This is a genomic window from Thalassospiraceae bacterium LMO-JJ14, assembly GCA_021555105.2.
Taxonomy (GTDB): Bacteria; Pseudomonadota; Alphaproteobacteria; order Rhodospirillales; family Casp-alpha2; genus UBA4479.
On the sequence record CP134604.1, the window covers coordinates 1 to 19,512 of the forward strand.

The following is a 19,512-nucleotide window of genomic DNA, read 5'->3' on the forward strand; positions in this document are numbered from 1 at the left end:
AATAATCCCCTTTTGGGTTTGTCTGTAACGTGTCGTCTATTCCGGGGATCGAATTATTCGATCACGCCAAGAATGTCGGACTCTTTCATGATGATGAGGTCTTCGCCGTCGACTTTGACTTCGGTGCCTGACCATTTGCCGAACAGGATCTTGTCGCCTTTTTTGACGTCAAGCTTGGTCACTTTGCCGTCGTCGGCTTTGTGGCCAGTGCCGACAGCGATGACCTTGCCTTCCATCGGTTTTTCCTGCGCGGTATCGGGAATGATGATGCCGCCGGCAGTCTTTTGTTCGCTTTCGACGCGGCGAACCAGAACGCGGTCATGTAAAGGCCGGAATTTCATAGAATTCGTCTCCGTAACGGTTTGAAAAATCTCAAATTTCACTGAAGTGTTAGCACTCATCGTGAATGAGTGCCAGATATGTAAAGAAGATGCCCGGTAGTGTCAAGCACGGCAACTTGCGTGGGATTCTGTTAAGAATTTCAATTACCAGCTTAAAATTTCAATTCACGAGCTAAGAGTTTTAGTGATCTTGCAAGAAATCATATTAATTCATGGGATTAGTGGAACTCGGCCTGTAAGGCCAACTCGCTGGCAACCGAACCCATTGTAACGTGTGGCAGATATCAGACCGGCGGGATCGGATCGAAAAGCCAGACAGGGTTTGGCGATTGAGTGGACGAATGCAACGTGGAACCCGGTTGCCGGGTGTAGCATCGTCTCGTCTGGTTGCAGTAACTGTTACGCGATGCGGATGGCATCGCGCCTACAGGCAATGGGAATGGAAAAGCATGAAGGCCTGACCCGCAAATCGGGACGTCGCCATGTATGGACCGGAAAGACGAGGTTCGATAGAAAAGCCTTGGAGGTCCCGCTGAAATGGAGGTCACCACGCCAAATCTTCGTAAACTCAATGTCTGAACTTTTTCATGAAAACTTGTCAGATAGCGAGATCGACCAGGTATTGGACGTGATGACTGTCTGACGTCTCATAGTCCGCTCCAATTGAACCGACCAGCGGAGTGTATCAATTCAACAAGCTTCGTATATCAGACAGCTTTGGTCACATATAAGCGTCCAAATTGGAGGCCTAGCGAGGCGACCGCCCGAATGGTTGGTATGTCTAGGTTCGATTTCCAACTAATGAATTGCTAACACCTCCAGCGGATATCCTGATCACCGAGCAATACGATCAAAAATATCGGAATGGGTGATTGATTCTCATTTGCCACCTTCCTGCTGTTGGCAATGCTAGTTGCGCGTCATTCTCCCATGCATGATATAACCGTTATATTCAATTTTTCCGTTGTAGACCCCGTCCTCCACGACTCCTTTCATCACAAGGGTTTTGGCGTCAGACGGGCGGGCGACTTTAAACAGTATGTCGTTACCATCCACGTCCACATAGTGCGCTTTCTTCGGCTCATGGAAATTCTTCCAATACGCCGGTGGACTGAATACGGCCATCCACTCTTCGTCCTCTTGCCATAACTTCAATGCGATGTCGTTCCGCTTCTCCGGCGGACGATTCTTAGTGCGGACAAAATCCTCTTCCGTACACGGATACGCACCTTTGCAGTACGCATAAATACCGTGATACTCTCCGGCAACGGTTTGGTCAGCCGTCGCCGAAGACAAGCTTGCCCAAAACACCAACGCTGAGCCGACTACGCCAAGGACGGTGTTCATACCTCTAACCTCGCTCTTTCAACTGTCTGCCGATCTTCCGGCCACACCCATCATTGAACCGAAACGGTTACTCGTATGTCACCATCCCCTTTAAGACGAGCGAGTCATTCATCCCCGCACCGGAGCATGGTTTCTCGACGATGCTTACGCTATTCTCCGCGCGAAGCTGAATAGGAATCGAAGTTTTCGTTAGCTTCCGATATCCGACGTCGCCTTCTGCATCGCGCAGATCAAAAGCTTCCCCATTGACGTGCAGCATTGTTGGACAGTCGTACTTGCTGCCCTTGTGGTTGAGGCTGAAAACTTCAAGGTATAAAGCGCCACTCGGAGGCGGGTTGCCGAGACTAAATGCTGTCTGACGTCAGGGCCCATGGGACAGATTGAGGTGTTTTCATAAGGGAGGGTTTTTGGTTCATCGTAGAGACCCGTAGGGGAACGAAGATGAGACAAAAACCGATGACGACGAAAGACCCCGCCGAGAAGGCGGTCCGCGATATCCGTCGCAAGACGCGCAAGCAGTATTCAGCCGAAGAGAAGATCCGTATCGTCCTTGAGGGCCTGCGAGGAGAGGAAAGCATTGCCGCACTGTGCCGTCGCGAGGGCATTGCCGAGAGCCTGTATTATTCATGGTCCAAGGAATTCCTTGAGGCGGGCAAGAAACGCCTGGCTGGAGACACGTCGCGCCAAGCGACCTCGGTCGAGGTTAAGGGGCTGCGCCGCGAGATGCGGGATATGAAGGAGCTTGTCGCTGACCTGACGCTGGAGAACCGTCTTCTCAAAAAAAGCATGCTCGGGGATGGGGGAGACGAAGAATGAGATATCCCGCCTCGGAGAAGTTGGAGATCATCCGGCTGGTCGAGCGCTCCCACCTGCCTGTTCGCCAGACGCTGGGCAAGCTGGGAATCGCCAAGACGACGTTCTATCGATGGTGCGACCGATATCAGGCGTTTGGTATCTCCGGGCTGGAAGACCGCAATCTCGGCCCGGGTCGGGTGTGGAACCGGATTCCGGACGACATTCGTAACCGAATTGTCGATCTGGCCCTGGAAGAGCCGGAGCTCAGCCCACGGGAACTGGCCGTCACATTCACGGACACCAAAGGCTACTTCGTCTCCGAAGCCTCTGTTTACAGGCTTCTCAAGGCCCAGGACCTGATCACCAGCCCCGCGTTCGTCGTCATCAAGGCGGCAAGCGAGTTCAAGGACAAGACGACGGCACCCAATCAGCTTTGGCAAACGGACTTCACCTACTTCAAGGTCACGGGCTGGGGCTGGTTCTATCTGTCGACCATCCTCGACGATTACTCCCGCTACGTCATCGCCTGGAAGCTATGCACGACGATGAAGGCGGCAGATGTCACGGAGACACTGGAACAGGCATTGAGATCATCCGGTTGTGACCGGGCCGAGGTCGTCCACAAGCCGCGCCTCCTCTCGGACAACGGCTCATCCTACATCGCAGGCGATCTCGCCGATTGGCTCGAGGGGCAAGGCATGGATCATGTCCGTGGCGCGCCGAATCATCCTCAGACACAGGGCAAGATCGAACGTTGGCATCAGACCCTGAAGAACAGGGTTCTGCTTGAGAACTATTACCTGCCCGGCGATCTCGAAAACCAGATCGGTCAGTTCATCGAGCATTACAACAATCACCGCTATCACGAGAGCCTTGGCAATCTGACACCGGCCGACGTTTACCTCGGTAGGGCAACATCGATCATCAAACGAAGGGAGAAGATAAAAAGAAAGACATTCGAACAACGACGGCTGGCGCATCGGCGCCATGCCGCTTAACATCAACCAGCGATGAGCCAGAGCCTCCGTTAATATAAACGCTCAAGTGGCCCAATTATCCTGACGACGGACATGAGCCACGCCGGCGCCATGAGCGATCTTGAGAGTACGGCACCCGCAACCGCTTTTCCGGGCGAACTCGCGCCGTTCGTGCCCAACACCTTACCTGCCGACATGAATGTCCAGCACCCGGTCGATTGGAACACCTACCCCTATCCGTTCATCTTCAATCAGGTCGACCCCCAGTTGTTTCCGCTCGACGCATGGCGTGAATGCTCACGCATCGCGCTCAGCCGCAAGACCATGCCCGAGTGGATGGCCGATGTAACCGAGATCGACAGCCCGCATCTCGTGAAACAGCTCCGCCAGCGATTGCTGTCCTACCGCGGCATCCTCGCCCTTGAAGACGAAATCCTGATTACGATGGGCGCACAGAACGCCTTGAGCATTCTCGGGCTCATGTTTGCGAAAGACCCTCGGAAAATCGGCATTGAAGACCCGGGCTTCCATGAAGCCCGAAATGCATTCCTGATGACGGGGAACGACCTGTCGCCCATCCCCGTCGACGAGGACGGACTTGATCCGTCGGGCATCGAAAAGAATTGCAAGCTGGTGTTCACGACGCCGAGCCACCACTTCCCGACGATGGTGACGCTGCCGATGCAGCGCCGCCACGACCTGTTGGCCAAAGCCCGCTCGGAAGGTTTTTATGTGATCGAAGATGATTATGAGATGGAACTCGCCGGCACCAACAATGCATTGCCGACATTGCAGTCCCTCGACCGGCAAGGGTGCGTGATTTACATCGGCAGCCTTGCCAAATCGATCACGCCCAGCCTTCGCCTCGGATTTATCGTCGCCAACCGGGACATCATCCAAAAGGCACGTGAAATCCGCCGCCTCCTCATTCGCCAACCGCCCAGCATGATGCAGGACACGGCAGCGCTGTTTCTTGCTCTTGGCCACCATGACGCCCACATCAAACGCCTGCGACGCCGCTACACGCGGCGCTGGCAGCACATGCACGACGCCATCGGCACGCACCTGCCGTTCTTCAAGCGGACCAAGGCGACCGGCGGCACAAGTATATGGCTAACCGGCGAGAAAGACTTTGATGCGTCGTCGTTCTGCGATGAGCTCAAGCGACGCGGCATCCTTGCCGACAAGGGGCGGACTTTCTTTCTGCGCGGCGACAATAATGAGAGCCTGAGGCTCGGCTTCTCCTGCATCCCCGTCGACAGGATCGATGCCGGTATCCAGGCGATCTCCGCCGCATATCAGGACCACTACCCACGCCATCATGGCCGCTGACTCATCCCTCCTACTTTCGGCATAACCCAAGAAACTTTCCCGTACTCACCGGAGCATGCAAGACGCCGGACCCGGCAATACGTGTCGTGTCGTGCTCGGGCGAAACGATACTGGTCTTGCGAGAACCGTCCAGGTGATTACGCGGCCGCCGTCTCAGGACCGGTTTGCGAGGTCCGGGTATTGAACAAGTAATCCGGCACGCCAAAGCACAACCTGATAACTGCGGAAGCGGTATGTCGCCAGGGGCGTGACGCCGACGGGAAATTCCGGCATTTCGTCGACATAGTAATACGCGACGATGACACCGTCCGGATGCGTGGCAGCGAAAGTTTCGGTGTCGCCGGTTACCAGGCCTATTTCCCAAACCGGTTTGTTTAGGCGGCCGAGAAACTGATATTGACCGTGATAGGTGCTGAAATTCCCGATCTCCAGGCCTTTGTCTTCGTAAGACTTGAGGTCGCGGGCAATCGGCCTGAGATCATAAGCGAAATCGAGCGCGTCACGCGCCGTCAGGTGCACCACGAAAACCAGCACCGTCATCGACAGCGCCAGGGCGCAAACGCCCCGGAAGACACCTGCTTTGGCAAAGTGCCAGCACAACAGGCCCGAAATGACGATCAGCACACCCCAGTGATTATCGAGTTTATGGAACCATTCCGGAGCCTCGAAAAACGTCGGGTCATCGGGCAGTAACATCGCCGCCAATCCGAGCACGATAAAGAACAGCGCCGTCATGATGCCGTCCAGCCGGCACCCGGCGCTGACCTGCGGACGCGCCAGCAGTCGCGCGAACAACAGCGCAAACGCCGGGAATTCCGGCAGCAGGTAGTGCAATTGCTTGCCCGAGATCAGCGAGAACGTAATGAACGCCGGTGCCACCCAGGCCATCAGCAAGCGCAGTCCGCCATCGGAGAAAGCCCCTTCGACCCGTGCCGCACGCCACAGTCTGGGCCATATCAGCCATGGCAAAAGCAGGGGCGCCAGCAACATCGCGTACCACCAGAACGGCCGCGCATGGTCGAAGCTTTCGACGATACGCCCGGCCGACTGACCCCAGAAAATCATGTTGCGGTATTCTTCGCCGCCGCGAATTCCGGCCGGGACCGCCCATGCCAGCGCAATTGCGGCGCCGATCAGAACGCTGAACAGAAACCGGAAATACCAGACCCGCCAAGACACCAGCGGGCGGTCCGGACCGCCCGGCAGGGTGCGCCCCCACCAAGGCGCAAGAAGGGCCACCGGCGCGATATGCAACAAGATCGCCGGCCCCTTCGCCAGCACGCCGACGCCGATCGCCAGCGCCGTCACCAGCCATCCGCCAAGCCCGCCGGATCGCCACGCACTGACAATCCCGCCGATCCCCGCCAGCGTGCACGCCGCCAGCATCATGTCGAACATGGTCAGGGTCTGAAACACGGCCCAGAAAGCGGCGCCGGCGAGGATCACCGGCGCCAGCCGGGCTGCCATGCCGTCGTCCGGCCAGATGCGCAGCGCCAGACGGCCGGTCCACAGCAACGCCACCAACGCGAACAACGGCGCCACCAGGCGCGGCCACCAGTCGTTGACTCCGAACACGGACCAGCCCGCCGTCATCAGCCAGAACAGCAGCGGCGGTTTGTGGTGATACGGCGCACCATTCAGATGCGGTACGAGAAAGTCGTCGCGCAGCCACATTTCCCAGGCAACCGCCAGATAGCGGGTTTCATCGACCGGCAGCGGCGGGCGTAGCAATACCGCGGAGACCACCACAATCAGCCAGCATACTGCCCACACCGGCATCTTGAAGGCGCTTAAATCCTGTTTCATTTTTCCGCCGCCTCGCTGGCGCCCACATCCTCGGCATCGACGACGCCGGCATTCAGAAGCCGGTGGCTGTCACGGTAGCGCCGATACAGCCAGACCCCGAGAACCCCCGACGCCGCGAACAGGATGATGCTGATGACAAGCCGGACCCCCGGCTCAACCGCGAAACCGGATCCGACCAAAGCGAAAATCAGCATCTGCGGAATATAACCGATCGCCGAACCGGCGACGAATGGCACCGCATGCGCGCGGGAAACCCCGGCCAGCATATTCGTCAGCACATTCGAGCCGACCGGCAGGAAACGGATCAGCAGCGTCGTTGTGAACGTGTTCTCGCTGAGGAACGCATCCATGCGCATCAGCTTGTCGGGAAATTTGTGCGCCACCAGATCGCGGGCCAGAAAGCGTGCCACGACAAACGTCAGAATGCAGCCGAGCGCGGCAGCGATGACGCTGATCAGCGTGCCCCAGGCAATCCCGAACGCATATCCGGCCATGAAGGCCACGGCCTGACGCGGCAGTCCGGCGGCGGTAAACAACGCCCCGGCGCCGAGGAATATCAGCTCGCCGCGAATGCCTTCGCCACGCACATAGGTATCGATCCAGCCTTCATCGAGAACGCTGCCGAGCGGCGTCAGCTTGATCGCCGCACCGACGCCGATCAGCAATGCGAATAAAAGTATGGAACGGAAAACGATACGCGGCGTCATTGCGGCTCGCTGTGATCTTCGCTGTGGACCCTGACGCGGTTGGCACGGCGTTTCAGCCACATCACCCCGAACAGGTCGACGATGCCGACCCATAGCCTGTTAAACAGCCCGTACTTGGACAGACCGCGCTCACGCGGGCGGTGATTGACCTCGACCGAGACGACACGTCCACCGGCGCGGATGGTCAGCGCCGGCATGAAGCGGTGCATGTGATTGAAACCGGGAAAAGCCAGGAACATGGTGCGCGGAAAAACCTTGAGCCCGCATCCCGTATCCGGCGTCGCGTCGCCGAGCAGGGAACTACGCACCGCATTGGCGATTTTAGAGGACATGCGCTTCAGCCACGTGTCCTTTCGCTTGGCGCGCCAGCCGGCGATCATCAGCAGGGCGTCGGCGCTGCCGCCTTCGTCGGCGAAGCGCTTCAGCAGCGCCGGAATATCCGCCGGGTCGTTCTGGCCATCACCGTCCAGGGTTGCGATCAACGGCGCGCGGGCATGCCTGACACCGGTCTGAATCGCCTGCGACTGGCCATAACAGCCGTCATGGCGGACAACGCGCAGGAACGGCAAGCCGGCCTTTGCTTCAAGCAGCGCCGCCGCCGTCCCATCCGTCGACCCGTCATCCACATAAACGATCTCGAACGATACGAGGCCATCCAGTGCCGCGGCAATTTCGCCAATCAGCGGGCGTACGTTCTCAAGCTCGTCCTTGACCGGAACGACTACGGAAACATCGACCATGGAAATATCCCGACCGGCATCACCCATCCGAGCGCGGTCTCCTTGAATTTCTCAACGTTAAGGTGCTGCGCTTTTACAACGCCGCCCCCGCATGGGCCAACAAAAACAGGGCTTTTGACGTGTTTTTCCATTAAACGGCGCTCATTCCACCCGAAGCCGGTCCAATCTCAGGCGCTGGCGCGGATCGGTCAGGCGCTTGAGGGCGATCATCGTCGCACAGAAAACACCAAGCGCCGTCCCGCCGGCCAGCAGGAACATAATCAGAAGTTGGTACTTGACCGCCTCGACCGGGTCGACGCCAGCCAGAATCTGACCGGTCATCATACCCGGCAGCGAGACCAGGCCCGCCGCTGCCATGCCGTTAACAGTCGGAATCAATCCGGCCCGCATGGCGCTTTTCAACGGCTGCTGCATGGCTTCGCGAAAACTGTGCCCGAGGGCAAGGCGGGCTTCGATCCGTGCCCGTCCGGAATCGGCTTCGGCCAACAACCGGTCCAACGACAGACTGACCCCGGTCATGGTATTGCCGAGAATCATGCCGAGGATCGGAATTGCATAACGCGGATCGTACCAGGGATCGGCATGCAGTTGCGTCGACAGCGTGAACAGCAAGACTATCCCAGCCGCGATCAGCATGGAGACGGTCCCGAGACCATAGCCCCAGAACCCGATAAAGGTGCGTTCCTGGCGGGCCATCGCTTCGCGCCCGGCAAACGCAACCATGACCAGCGCGGCCAGCAACGTCAGCCAGGGCGAAACCGTTGCGAACAAAGCCTTCAGGACCAGCGCCACCATGGTCAACTGCACGGTCATGCGCGCTGCCGCGATCAACAGGCGTTTTTCGGTGCCGAGCCGGTAATAGATAGACAGTCCGGCATTCACCGTCAGCAATGTCGCCGCCATGGCAATATCCCAATAGCTGAGCTGAATGTAGGTCATGACGCCTGCGCCTCGTCGCTCAGCGATCCGTCCTGCATCCGATAGCGATGTTGCGACATCCGTTCCGCCTGTGCCGGGTCGTGGGTCACAAGGATGACGATAATTCCGCTCGCCAACTTTTCGTGCAACAGGCTTTCGACCTTCGACGTCGCGTCCGGATCAAGCGCCGACGTCGGCTCATCCAGTAAAAGCACGCGCGGCCCCTGCACCATGGCACGCAGCAAGGCCAGACGCTGCCGCTCGCCGGTCGACAAGCGGCTGACGGGCCACGACATCACATCGCCATGAAATCCGAGTCGCGGCAGATAGCCGGCAGCGATGGCCTCGGCCTCGAAATGATCGCCGACCCGGTCCAGCCACCAGCCGCTGTCAGCGGCGACATAGGTAACCTTGCGGCGCCACATATGGGCTGGCATGGCGCTTCTGTCCTCACCGTCCAACTGCACCGTTCCCGTGCAGGGATCAAGATCGGCGATGGCGCGGAGCAGAAGGGATTTCCCGGAGCCGGAAGCACCACGGATGGCAATACATTCCCCGGCCGTCAATTCCAGGTCGACAGGCTGTAATATGGCGCGTGAAAGCTGTTTAACGACCAACATGCCTTATGGTGACCGAGTGGGCGCACGTCGACAAGCGTCCAGTGATCGGCTAACAGAGGGCATGGAAACGGAGGCGCTGAGCGATGCCCGATGAACAACCGGCCCGGCTGTGGGAAGAAACCGTGATCGCCGAGTGGGTCGATTACAATGGTCATATGAATGTTGCGTATTATGTGCTGATTTTCGATCACGCGACGGATGCATTTCAGATGGAAATCGGCCTGGACGAAGGCCTGCGCCGGGAAACCGGCAGTTCCGTCTTCGTCGCCGAAGCACATGTGACCTATGACAATGAAGTCCTCGAAGGCGAACGCGTGTATGTAACGACGCAACTCCTCGACCATGACGAAAAGAGGCTGCATTTGTTCCACCGCATGCATAACTGCAAGGACGACAGCCTGTGCGCGACGAACGAACTGATGATCTTGCATGTCAATCTCGAGACCCGGAAAGTCGGCCCGTTTCCGCTCCATGTGCACACGCGGATCGGCGACATACATAAAGTGCATGAAAATTTAATCGCCCCGACGCAGAAAGGACGCATAATCGGCATCCGCCGCAACAAGGCGCCCACCTGACAGGCAACACCGTTCATGACGCTGATCTCACAGGAAGTATTCGACCGCATCCCGACCGCTGTCATCATCGTTGATGACAGGCGCCGCATTCTGCACGCCAATCAGGCTGCGATCGATCTGGTCGGCGACAATGCCCTCGGGCGCGACCTGTCGTTGAGCCTGCGTCATCCGAATATACTCGATGCACTGGACCGGGTCCTCAAGGGTGCTGCCGATGCGGAGGGGGAAATCTCGTTACCGGTGCCGGTAGCGCGAAGCATGACGTTCCGCATTGAGCGTCTTGCCGATGCCCCGCTGGCCGATGCTTCGGTTGCAACACTGGTGCTCAACGATGTGACGTCGGCGAAGAAAGCCGAACAGATGCGCACCGACTTCGTCGCCAACGTCTCGCACGAGTTGCGCTCGCCGCTGACGGCGCTGATCGGCTTCATCGAGACGCTCCGCGGTCCCGCCAGCGACGATATCGAAGCCCGGACCCGGTTCCTCGACATCATGCACCGGGAATCGCAACGCATGGCGCGGCTGATCGACGACCTGCTGTCGCTGACCCGTGTCGAGATCAACGAACACGTGCCGCCACGCAAGGCCGTCGATGTTTCGCGCTCCATCAATAACGTGATCGAGGCGCTGGAACCGCAGGCCGCAGCGCTCAATATATCCTTCAAGGTCACGTGCCCGCCCGACTTACCGAAAGCCATCGCCGATTCCGATCAACTGCACCAAGTGTTTCGCAACCTGATCGAGAACGCCATCAAGTATGGCCGCGACAACACCTCCATCGATATCGTCCTGAAAGCCGTCGAGCGGATCCCCGATTCCGCACGGCCCGGCGTGTCGATTGCCATAACCGATCACGGCCAGGGGATTCCCAAGGAATTGATCCCGCGTCTGACCGAACGTTTCTTCAGGGTCGACGAGGCCCGCTCAAGCAATGCCGACAGCGGTATCGGCAGCACCGGGCTCGGTCTCGCCATCGTCAAACACATCATCAGCCGCCATCGTGGGCACCTCGCGGCACAAAGCACGCTGGGTGAAGGCAGTACGTTCACGGTGTTCATTCCGACGGATTTACACCCCAGAAATGAACGACTTTGACCCTTATCCACAGCGACACTGCTTCATGTCATAAAAGCGTAGCAATTCCGTCATATAATGTAAGCGCTCAAGGCATAGGTTCCGCCGTGATTGGGTGCTTTGGTCACGTTGGGACGTGAGAGTACCCGCTTTCACGGAGCACTGCTCCGAAACGCATTAAAGGCAGGAGTTAGCCATGTATCGTAAGTTTCTCGGGATCGCAGTCGTTGCCGGCATCGCGATCGCAGGTTCGGCCGCTGAGGCCCGCGACCAAATCCGCATTGTCGGTTCTTCCACAGTTTATCCGTTCGCAACCGTTGTCGCCGAGCAGTTCGGCAAGACCACGAGCTTCAAGACCCCGGTTATCGAAAGCACCGGTTCCGGCGGCGGTCTGAAGCTGTTCTGTGCCGGTGTCGGCGTCGAGCACCCGGACATCACCAATGCCTCGCGCCGCATCAAGAAATCCGAAGTCGAGAAATGCACCAAGAACGGCGTCACCGACGTTACCGAAATCAAGATCGGTTATGACGGCATTGTTTTCGCCAACGCGAAAACCGCGCCGCAGATGAAAGTGACCAAGCAGCAGATCTTCCTGGCGCTCGCCAAGAACATCCCCGACGGCAAGGGCGGCCTCAAAGAGAACGACAACATGAAGTGGTCCGACGTCGATCCGTCGCTCCCCGCCACCAAGATCGAAGTACTCGGCCCGCCGCCGACCTCCGGCACGCGCGATGCGTTCGCCGAACTGGCGCTTGAAGGCGGTTGCAAGACCTTCAAATTCATCAAGGCGATGAAGAAAACCGACAAGAAGAAATACAAAGCGGTTTGCCACGGTATTCGTGAAGACGGCGCCTATGTCGAAGCCGGTGAAAACGACGTTCTGATCGTTCGCAAACTGGAAGCCAATGCCGATGCCTTCGGCGTGTTCGGTTTCTCGTTCCTCGATCAGAACGCCGATAAGGTTCAGGGTTCGCTCATCGGTGGCGTTGCCCCGGAATTCGAAACCATCGCTGACGGTTCCTACCCTGTATCGCGTCCGCTGTTCTTCTACGTGAAGGGCGCGCACGTTGGTAAAGTGCCGGGCATCAAGGAATACGTTGCCGCCTTTACCGCCGAGAAAACCTTCGGTCCGGACGGCATCCTTTCCGACAAGGGTCTGATCCCGATGCCGGATGCGGAACGCAAGAAGTTCCAGAAAGACGGCGAGATGATGGCCAACAACATCTCGATGTAAGGACAATGGGTCCCCGGTCATTTCGCCGGGGGCCCCCTTCGTCGCTTTTATTCGTTTAGTGCATACTCTTTTGACTCTTATCGGGCGCAGCGGGAAATCACTTTAATGTCCTTCACTTTCATCCTCGGCGCACTGATCATCCTGACCGTCGCGGGCTATTATCTCGGCCGCTCCCGTTCTCTCGCCAGCGCCGGCGGATCACCGAACACGCTTCATTCTCGGCCGCATTATTACGGCTATTTCGTTGCGCTGTGGTGCGGCATCCCGACCCTGCTGATCCTCGGCGCCTGGACGATTTTCCAGACGCCGATCGTCGAAATGCTGGTACAGGGCAGCCTGCCCGCCGAGGTCATCGGCGACGACCCGTCGCAGATGTCGTTGATCATGAACGACATCCGCAATCTGGCGTCCGGCAACATTACCTCCGGCGAGATAACCCCGGCCATGCAGGCCGCTGCCGACCAGTACGTGAGCCTGAAACAGACAAGCGTGTTGGCGCAGTTCGTAGTCATCCTCGCTGTCGGCATCGCCGCCGTCGCCTTTGCGCGCAGCAAGGTTTCACCGTCGCTCAGGGCCCGCAATCAGGTCGAAAAAGCGATGATGACGATCCTTGTCGTCAGTTCTATCATCGCCATCCTGACGACCATCGGCATCGTCCTGTCGCTGGTCTTCGAATCCTGGCGTTTCTTCGAAAAGGTTTCACCGGCGGAATTCCTGTTCGGCCTGGAATGGAGCCCGCAGACTGCGCTCCGCTCCGACCAGGTGGGGGCCAGCGGCGCCTTCGGTGCGATCCCTCTGTTCGCCGGGACGATGCTGATTTCCCTCGTCGCCATGTGCGTCGCCGGGCCGATCGGCCTACTGTCGGCAATCTATATGGCGGAATACGCGCCGAACAAGGTGCGCGGTACCGTCAAACCGCTGCTGGAAATTCTCGCCGGCATCCCGACGGTCGTTTACGGCTTCTTCGCGGCGCTGACCGTGGCGCCGTTCCTGCGCGATCAGGGGTCGCTTTTCGGTCTCGACATCTCGTCCGAAAGCGCACTTGCCGCCGGGCTGGTGATGGGCATTATGATCATTCCCTTCGTCTCCTCGCTGTCGGATGACGTCATCAACGCTGTCCCGCAAAGCCTTCGCGAAGGCTCCTACGGCCTTGGCGCGACGAAATCGGAAACCATCAAGCGCGTGATCTTGCCGGCCGCCCTGCCGGGCATCGTCGGCTCGTTCATGCTGGCGGTCTCCAGGGCCATCGGCGAAACCATGATCGTGGTCATGGCCGCCGGTCTCGGCGCCAACCTGACCGCCAATCCGTTCGAAGCCGTGACCACGGTGACGGTGCAGATCGTGACCCTTCTCGTCGGCGACCAGGAATTCGACAGCGCCAAGACACTGGCGGCATTCGCCCTCGGCCTGGTGCTGTTCTGTGTCACCCTTTGCCTCAACATCATCGCCATGGCGGTGGTCAACAAGTACCGTGAGCAGTATGACTGATGCCGTCATGAATGAATTACAAAGCAACGATCAACTCAACAAACAGGCGGCACGCGATCGTGCCAATCATGCCTCCGATGCCGTCAAGCGCGGCCTGAAGAAGCGCTATGCCGCCGAAGCCCGGTTCCGCGCCTATGGTATCGGCGCCATCGCGATTGCGATATGCGCCGTCGTCGTCCTGTTCACGACGATTATCTCCAGCGGTCTGCCGGCGTTCACGGACACCACGATTGCCCTGAAGGTCAACCTGAACGAAGAGGTCATCGATCCCGAAGGCAAACGCGACCCAGCAATCCTGATCAACGCCAACTACCGCAAAGTCATTTTCGACGCGTTGCTCGAAGAATTTCCGGACATCACGGGGCGCCGCGACAAGCGCGCGCTGACAGCCATGCTCAGCCAGGGCGCCAGCTTCCAGGTTCAACAGCGGGTCATCGAAGACCCCTCGCTGATCGGCCAGTCGCTGACTTTCGAGCTGCCGGTGGCGGCCGATTTCGACCTCTACAAGAAGGGCGTGATCAACAAGGACACCGCCGAAGCCGATCGCCGCGTCAACGACAAGCAAATGGCCTGGTTCGATGAACTGGTAAAGCGCGGCATCATCAATTCCGGGTTCAACACCACATTCTTCACCCACGCCGATTCACGCGAGCCCGAGCTTGCCGGCATCTGGGGCGCCACCATGGGCACGCTGTTTACCATGCTGGTGACGCTTTTACTGTCCTTCCCGGTCGGCGTTTCGGCAGCCGTCTATCTTGAGGAATTCGCGCCGAAAAACCGGCTGACGCAGATCATCGAGGTCAACATCAACAACCTCGCCGCGGTACCCTCGATCGTGTTCGGCCTGTTGGGTCTTGCGGTCTTCATCAACTTCTTCGGCCTGCCCCGTTCGGCGCCGCTGGTCGGCGGCATGGTGCTGGCGCTGATGACCTTGCCGACGATCATCATCGCCGGCCGCGCCGCCCTGAAAGCGGTGCCGCCATCGATCCGAGAGGCCGCACTCGGTCTCGGTGCATCGCGTATGCAGGTCGTGACGCACCATGTGCTGCCGCTGGCAATGCCCGGCATCCTGACCGGCACCATCATCGGCATGGCCCAGGCGCTGGGCGAAACCGCGCCGCTTTTGATGATCGGCATGGTCGCCTTCATCGTCGACATTCCCGGCAGCGTCACCGACCCGGCGACGGTTCTGCCGGTTCAGGTCTTCCTCTGGGCGGACAGCCCTGAACGGGCTTTCGTCGCCCGCACCTCGGCGGCGATCATGGTGCTGCTGACCTTCCTTATTTTCATGAACGCTTTGGCCGTTGTGTTGCGTAAGAAATTCGAACGGCGCTGGTAGGAGACACCGACATGGGCGAAATAGATATGAGCAATTCCGTACAGGTCGGGACCCCGGTTGACGGTGCCATCAAGGCGGCACGCGAAACCAAATTCCACACCCGCGACGTGAAGGTTTTCTATGGCGAGAAGCAGGCGTTGTTCGACGTCGACCTCGACATCTATGAGAACGAAGTCACGTCACTGATCGGCCCGTCGGGCTGCGGCAAGTCGACGTACCTGCGCACCCTGAACCGCATGAACGACACGATCGACATCTGCAAGGTCAAGGGCACCATCGAGCTCGATGGCACCGATATCTACTCCAATGCCATCGATGTCGTGCACCTGCGTGCCCGGGTCGGCATGGTTTTCCAGAAACCCAACCCGTTTCCGAAATCGATCTACGAGAACATTGCCTACGGCCCGCGCATTCACGGCATCGCCACCGGCAAGGAAGAAATCGATCAGATCGTCGAAGAAAGCCTGAAGAAGGCCAGCCTGTGGGAAGAGGTCAAAGACCGCCTGGAAGAACCCGGCACCGGCCTTTCCGGCGGCCAGCAACAGCGTCTGTGCATTGCCCGCGCCATCGCCGTGCAGCCCGAAGTGATTCTGATGGACGAGCCCTGCTCGGCGCTCGATCCGATTGCCACGGCACGCATCGAGGAACTGATCGACGAACTCAGGAACAACTTCACCATCGTCATCGTGACCCACTCCATGCAGCAGGCGGCACGGGTTTCGCAGCGCACGGCATTTTTCCATATGGGCGATCTCGTCGAGGTCGGCGAAACCGGAAAGATCTTCACGACGCCCAAAGACCAACGCACCCAGGATTACATCACCGGCAGATTCGGCTGATCAAAAGGATACCGTTATGCCCGAAGAACATGACCACATCGTTTCCAGGTTCGACGAAGACCTGAACCAGCTCGATAATCTGCTCGCCGAAATGGGCGGGCTCGCCGAGCATCAATTCGCGGATGCCATCAAGGCATTGGTGCGCCGAGACAGCGAACTGGCCGAACAGGTCATCGTCAGCGACAAGCGCATCGATGCGATCGAGGAAAGCGTCGATCAGCACACCATTTCCATGCTGGCGCTGCGCCAGCCGATGGCCGACGACCTGCGCGTCGTGATTACCGCGCTCAGGATTGCCAGCGTCATCGAGCGGATCGGCGATTACTCGAAGAACATCGCCAAACGCACGGTCGCGATCACGCAAACCCCACCGGTCGGCCCGAGCCGCACCATCTCGCGCATGGGCAATGTCGTACAGGGCATGATCAAGACGGTGCTCGATGCCTATCTGCAGCGCGACGCCGAACTGGCACAGGATGTCAGGATGCGTGACGAAGAGGTCGATGCGCTGCACACTAGCCTGTTCCGCGAGCTTCTGACCTACATGATGGAAGACCCGCGCAGCATATCGGCATGTGCGCACCTGTTATTCGTTGCCAAGAACATCGAACGGATCGGCGATCATGCAACCAATATCGCCGAACATGTTTATTTCCTCGTCCATGGCTCGCTTCCTGAAGATACGCGCCCGAAGGACGATCAATCGAGCTACACCGTCATCGGCGGTGAAGACTGAGTTTGAGACAAAAGATGACTGAAACATCACGTATACTTATTGTTGAGGACGACCCGTCCCTCGTGGAACTGCTGCGCTATAACCTTGAAAACGAAGGCTTCGACGTCGCCGTTGCCCGCGATGGTGAAGCCGGACTGGAAGCCGTCGATTCCGATATTCCGGATCTCGTCGTGCTGGACTGGATGCTGCCGAACGTATCTGGCATCGAGATCTGCCGACAGCTGCGCCAGAAATCGGAAACCCGCAGCATGCCGGTCATCATGCTGACCGCCAAGGGCGAGGAAAACGACCGCATCCGCGGCCTCGAAACCGGTGCCGACGACTACATCGTCAAACCGTTTTCACCGGCGGAACTTACGGCGCGTATCAAGGCCGTGCTGCGGCGCGCGCACCCGGAACAGGCCGGCGAGATGCTGAGCTATGCCGATATCGAAATGGATCTCACGTCGCACCGCGTGACCCGGGGCGGCAAGGCGATCAAGCTCGGCCCGACCGAGTTTCGTCTGCTGCGCTCGTTCCTGGAAAAGCCCGGCCGTGTATTTTCGCGCGAGCAACTGCTCGACAAGGTCTGGGGCCGCGACATCTTCGTCGAACTCCGGACCGTCGACGTGCATATCCGCAGACTCAGAAAAGCCCTCAATACCGGATCGGATGCGGACCTGATCCGCACCGTGCGCTCGGCCGGCTATTCGCTGGACGCCGCCAAATACTAAGGCCATGCGCCAGCGCGGCATTCATGTGAAACTTCGGCGGCGTTATCCTTTTCTTTAAGGAATTCAGCCCTATGCTTCTATTCGGGAGCCGGGGGCAAGAATGCCGCAGTCGCGTTTCACATACGGACATATCCAGTCCGCCTTACGCAAGACCATCCGTAACGAGCATTTATTGCTGGTCGGGCTGGCACTCGTCGTCGGCTGCGTCTCCGGTGCCGCCGTCATCGCCTTCCGCGAAGCCATTCAGGCCATCGAGCTCACCTCGTTCGGCATCACCACCAGCATGCTCGCCCGCTATGAGGTGACGGTAGAACCGTGGCGGCTGATCCTGGTCCCGGCGGGTCTCGGCCTGCTGATCGGCCTGATCACCTGGAAATTCATGCCCGGCGGCAAAACCCAGGGGGTCGCCGACGTGGTCGAGGCCTCGGCCATGCGTGCCGGGCACATGTCATCCAGGGTCGGCATTGTTTCCGCGGTCTGCAGTGCGCTTTCGATCGGCGCCGGCGCTTCGGTCGGCCGCGAAGGCCCGGCCGTACACCTCGGCGCATCGTTGGCCGGCATGGTCGCGCGCAAGCTGCATCTGTCGCGCTCGCTTTCCAGAACTCTTCTCGGCTGTGGCGTCGCGGCGGCGGTTTCCGCCTCGTTCAACGCGCCGATCGCCGGCGCACTGTTCGCGACCGAAGTCGTGGTCGGGCAGTATGCGCTCAAGACCTTCGCGCCCATCGTCGTCGCCAGCGTCGCCGGAACGGCACTGTCGCACATTCATTTCGGCGAGGTCTCGGCGTTCTTGCTGGGCGACAACCATATTACATCATTCTGGGAGTTTCCGGCCTTTATCGGACTTGGCGTCGTCGCCGCCGTCGCCGCTATCGTCATGATGCAGTCCATCTTCGTGATGCAACAGCTTTCCGAGAAGATCGAGGCCCCGGTCTGGATCAAGCCGGCCATCGCCGGTGCCATCGTCGGTGTCATCGCCATATGGCTGCCGCAGATCCTGAGCGTCGGCTACGGTTTCGTCGAATGGTCGATCCTCGGACAATTCGACGTCCAATTGCTGATCGCCATCGGCATAGCCAAGATTTTCGCGACTGCGCTCTGTCTCGGCTTCGGCTTTTCCGGCGGGGTGTTTTCTCCGGCACTGGTGCTCGGCGCAGCGGTCGGCTCATCGTATGGGCTGATCGCCGCCGATGTCTTTCCCGAGCTGGCGTCGGGCGTCGGTGTCTACACGGTCGTCGGCATGGGTGCGGTGGCCGCCGCCGTACTTGGCGCGCCGATCTCGACGACCCTGATCATTTTCGAGATCACCGGCGACTATAAGCTTTCGCTCGCCGTGATGCTGGCCATCGTCGTCTCGACGGAACTGACGCATAACCTGTTCGGCGCATCTTTCTTCGCCGAGACATTGCGCCGGCGCAATGTCGATCTGCGCGACGGCTTCGAGACCGAGGTGCTGGATACCATTAAGGTCCGCCATATTCTCGATCACGGCACCAACGTCACGGCGGAAACCATCGGCATGGACACCCCGATCTCCAGCATCCGCGAAAAGCTCAGCGCGTCCAGCACCGGCGAATTGTTCGTCGTGCAGCCGACCGGCGAGTTGTACGGCACCATAACCCTGCAAGACTGCGGAGTAACGCTGTTCGATCCCGAATGCAACGACCTGCTGTGCGCCGCCGATGTCGCCCGGCTGCATCCGCCGGTCCTGAATGAGGGCGACAATCTGGGCGCCGCGATGCGCATCATGCGCGACACCGGCGAGGATCACATTGCCGTGCTGCGCGACCCGCACACCAAGGTCTTCACCGGTTGCGTGCATCATCGCGACGTCATGACAGCGTACAACCGCGCGCTCCTTAAAGTCCGTCACGAAGAGCACAATCAGTAAACGCCCAGCAAACACCCTGGCGTGACATTATTCTCCATGC

At 59.0% G+C, this 19,512-nt stretch carries 18 protein-coding genes; 11 read left to right on the forward strand and 7 right to left on the reverse strand.

Annotated features, from left to right (window positions below; genetic code table 11):
* Positions 1 to 53: 53 nt before the first annotated feature.
* Both groES and L2D14_00010 read right to left on the reverse strand, forming a co-directional pair.
* Positions 54 to 341, reverse strand: a complete 288-nt coding sequence (gene groES / locus L2D14_00005; GenBank protein ID WNJ99825.1) for a co-chaperone GroES — start codon at positions 339 to 341, stop codon at positions 54 to 56.
* A gap of 909 nt (positions 342 to 1,250) precedes the next feature.
* Positions 1,251 to 1,688 carry a hypothetical protein gene (locus tag L2D14_00010; GenBank protein ID WNJ99826.1) on the reverse strand — a complete coding sequence of 146 codons (438 nt, stop codon included), beginning with the start codon at positions 1,686 to 1,688 and terminating at the stop codon, positions 1,251 to 1,253.
* Positions 1,689 to 2,129: 441 nt separating this feature from the next.
* On the opposite strand from L2D14_00010, the gene L2D14_00015 reads away from it, so the two are divergent.
* Positions 2,130 to 3,481 (forward strand): IS3 family transposase gene (locus L2D14_00015; GenBank protein ID WNJ99827.1). Its coding sequence is split into 2 segments (ribosomal slippage): positions 2,130 to 2,466 and positions 2,466 to 3,481, totalling 1,353 coding nucleotides; the frame shifts between segments, so codons are not numbered across the junction.
* Positions 3,482 to 3,553: 72 nt separating this feature from the next.
* Entirely contained in the window at positions 3,554 to 4,792 is a 1,239-nt protein-coding gene (locus L2D14_00020) for a PLP-dependent aminotransferase family protein (protein ID WNJ99828.1), read from the forward strand.
* A gap of 153 nt (positions 4,793 to 4,945) precedes the next feature.
* Here the strand turns inward: L2D14_00020 and L2D14_00025 are convergent, their stop codons facing one another.
* The 5 genes from L2D14_00025 to L2D14_00045 all read right to left on the reverse strand — a co-directional run bounded on the left by L2D14_00025 (position 4,946) and on the right by L2D14_00045 (position 9,583).
* Positions 4,946 to 6,598 carry a glycosyltransferase family 39 protein gene (locus tag L2D14_00025; protein ID WNJ99829.1) on the reverse strand — a complete coding sequence of 551 codons (1,653 nt, stop codon included), beginning with the start codon at positions 6,596 to 6,598 and terminating at the stop codon, positions 4,946 to 4,948.
* Positions 6,595 to 7,305 carry a VTT domain-containing protein gene (locus tag L2D14_00030; protein WNJ99830.1) on the reverse strand — a complete coding sequence of 237 codons (711 nt, stop codon included), beginning with the start codon at positions 7,303 to 7,305 and terminating at the stop codon, positions 6,595 to 6,597. Before L2D14_00030 ends, L2D14_00025 begins: the two co-directional genes overlap by 4 nt.
* The gene (locus tag L2D14_00035) at positions 7,302 to 8,072 is read right to left on the reverse strand and encodes a glycosyltransferase family 2 protein (protein ID WNJ99831.1); all 771 of its coding nucleotides are present in this window, start codon (positions 8,070 to 8,072) and stop codon (positions 7,302 to 7,304) included. Before L2D14_00035 ends, L2D14_00030 begins: the two co-directional genes overlap by 4 nt.
* A gap of 114 nt (positions 8,073 to 8,186) precedes the next feature.
* Positions 8,187 to 8,984, reverse strand: coding sequence for an iron export ABC transporter permease subunit FetB (fetB, locus tag L2D14_00040; protein ID WNJ99832.1), 798 nt, complete (start codon positions 8,982 to 8,984; stop codon positions 8,187 to 8,189).
* Complete coding sequence (locus L2D14_00045) at positions 8,981 to 9,583, reverse strand: ABC transporter ATP-binding protein (protein ID WNJ99833.1); 603 nt, start codon at positions 9,581 to 9,583, stop codon at positions 8,981 to 8,983. Before L2D14_00045 ends, fetB begins: the two co-directional genes overlap by 4 nt.
* A gap of 83 nt (positions 9,584 to 9,666) precedes the next feature.
* Between L2D14_00045 and L2D14_00050 the strand changes: the two genes are divergently transcribed.
* From L2D14_00050 to L2D14_00090, 9 genes are all read left to right on the forward strand, one after another.
* Positions 9,667 to 10,161, forward strand: coding sequence for a thioesterase family protein (locus tag L2D14_00050; GenBank protein WNJ99834.1), 495 nt, complete (start codon positions 9,667 to 9,669; stop codon positions 10,159 to 10,161).
* Positions 10,162 to 10,176: 15 nt separating this feature from the next.
* Entirely contained in the window at positions 10,177 to 11,256 is a 1,080-nt protein-coding gene (locus L2D14_00055; GenBank protein ID WNJ99835.1) for an ATP-binding protein, read from the forward strand.
* A gap of 175 nt (positions 11,257 to 11,431) precedes the next feature.
* The gene (locus tag L2D14_00060) at positions 11,432 to 12,469 is read left to right on the forward strand and encodes a substrate-binding domain-containing protein (protein ID WNJ99836.1); all 1,038 of its coding nucleotides are present in this window, start codon (positions 11,432 to 11,434) and stop codon (positions 12,467 to 12,469) included.
* Positions 12,470 to 12,574: 105 nt separating this feature from the next.
* Entirely contained in the window at positions 12,575 to 13,957 is a 1,383-nt protein-coding gene (gene pstC / locus L2D14_00065; protein ID WNJ99837.1) for a phosphate ABC transporter permease subunit PstC, read from the forward strand.
* Between the two features lie 7 nt (positions 13,958 to 13,964).
* Positions 13,965 to 15,296 (forward strand): phosphate ABC transporter permease PstA, encoded by a 1,332-nt coding sequence (gene pstA, locus L2D14_00070; protein WNJ99838.1) that lies wholly within the window; start codon positions 13,965 to 13,967, stop codon positions 15,294 to 15,296.
* 11 nt (positions 15,297 to 15,307) lie between these two features.
* Positions 15,308 to 16,135 carry a phosphate ABC transporter ATP-binding protein PstB gene (gene pstB / locus L2D14_00075; protein ID WNJ99839.1) on the forward strand — a complete coding sequence of 276 codons (828 nt, stop codon included), beginning with the start codon at positions 15,308 to 15,310 and terminating at the stop codon, positions 16,133 to 16,135.
* Between the two features lie 16 nt (positions 16,136 to 16,151).
* A complete protein-coding gene (gene phoU / locus L2D14_00080; protein ID WNJ99840.1) occupies positions 16,152 to 16,871 on the forward strand; it encodes a phosphate signaling complex protein PhoU in 720 nt (239 codons plus the stop codon).
* A gap of 14 nt (positions 16,872 to 16,885) precedes the next feature.
* On the forward strand, positions 16,886 to 17,584 hold the full coding sequence (gene phoB, locus L2D14_00085) for a phosphate regulon transcriptional regulator PhoB (protein ID WNJ99841.1): 699 nt from the start codon (positions 16,886 to 16,888) through the stop codon (positions 17,582 to 17,584).
* Positions 17,585 to 17,684: 100 nt separating this feature from the next.
* The gene (locus tag L2D14_00090; GenBank protein ID WNJ99842.1) at positions 17,685 to 19,472 is read left to right on the forward strand and encodes a chloride channel protein; all 1,788 of its coding nucleotides are present in this window, start codon (positions 17,685 to 17,687) and stop codon (positions 19,470 to 19,472) included.
* Positions 19,473 to 19,512: the final 40 nt, after the last annotated feature.

Bases quoted from the DNA above. Each gene is read 5' to 3' on its own strand.
- L2D14_00090 (WNJ99842.1), top strand. From the start codon at position 17,685: ATGCCGCAGTCGCGTTTCACATACGGACATATCCAGTCCGCCTTACGC.
- L2D14_00035 (WNJ99831.1), bottom strand. From the start codon at position 8,072: ATGGGTGATGCCGGTCGGGATATTTCCATGGTCGATGTTTCCGTAGTC.
- fetB (WNJ99832.1), bottom strand. From the start codon at position 8,984: ATGACCTACATTCAGCTCAGCTATTGGGATATTGCCATGGCGGCGACA.
- pstC (WNJ99837.1), top strand. From the start codon at position 12,575: ATGTCCTTCACTTTCATCCTCGGCGCACTGATCATCCTGACCGTCGCG.
- groES (WNJ99825.1), bottom strand. From the start codon at position 341: ATGAAATTCCGGCCTTTACATGACCGCGTTCTGGTTCGCCGCGTCGAA.
- L2D14_00030 (WNJ99830.1), bottom strand. From the start codon at position 7,305: ATGACGCCGCGTATCGTTTTCCGTTCCATACTTTTATTCGCATTGCTG.
- pstB (WNJ99839.1), top strand. From the start codon at position 15,308: ATGGGCGAAATAGATATGAGCAATTCCGTACAGGTCGGGACCCCGGTT.
- L2D14_00060 (WNJ99836.1), top strand. From the start codon at position 11,432: ATGTATCGTAAGTTTCTCGGGATCGCAGTCGTTGCCGGCATCGCGATC.
- L2D14_00055 (WNJ99835.1), top strand. From the start codon at position 10,177: ATGACGCTGATCTCACAGGAAGTATTCGACCGCATCCCGACCGCTGTC.
- L2D14_00050 (WNJ99834.1), top strand. From the start codon at position 9,667: ATGCCCGATGAACAACCGGCCCGGCTGTGGGAAGAAACCGTGATCGCC.
- pstA (WNJ99838.1), top strand. From the start codon at position 13,965: ATGAATGAATTACAAAGCAACGATCAACTCAACAAACAGGCGGCACGC.
- phoU (WNJ99840.1), top strand. From the start codon at position 16,152: ATGCCCGAAGAACATGACCACATCGTTTCCAGGTTCGACGAAGACCTG.
- L2D14_00020 (WNJ99828.1), top strand. From the start codon at position 3,554: ATGAGCCACGCCGGCGCCATGAGCGATCTTGAGAGTACGGCACCCGCA.
- L2D14_00010 (WNJ99826.1), bottom strand. From the start codon at position 1,688: ATGAACACCGTCCTTGGCGTAGTCGGCTCAGCGTTGGTGTTTTGGGCA.
- L2D14_00045 (WNJ99833.1), bottom strand. From the start codon at position 9,583: ATGTTGGTCGTTAAACAGCTTTCACGCGCCATATTACAGCCTGTCGAC.
- L2D14_00025 (WNJ99829.1), bottom strand. From the start codon at position 6,598: ATGAAACAGGATTTAAGCGCCTTCAAGATGCCGGTGTGGGCAGTATGC.
- phoB (WNJ99841.1), top strand. From the start codon at position 16,886: ATGACTGAAACATCACGTATACTTATTGTTGAGGACGACCCGTCCCTC.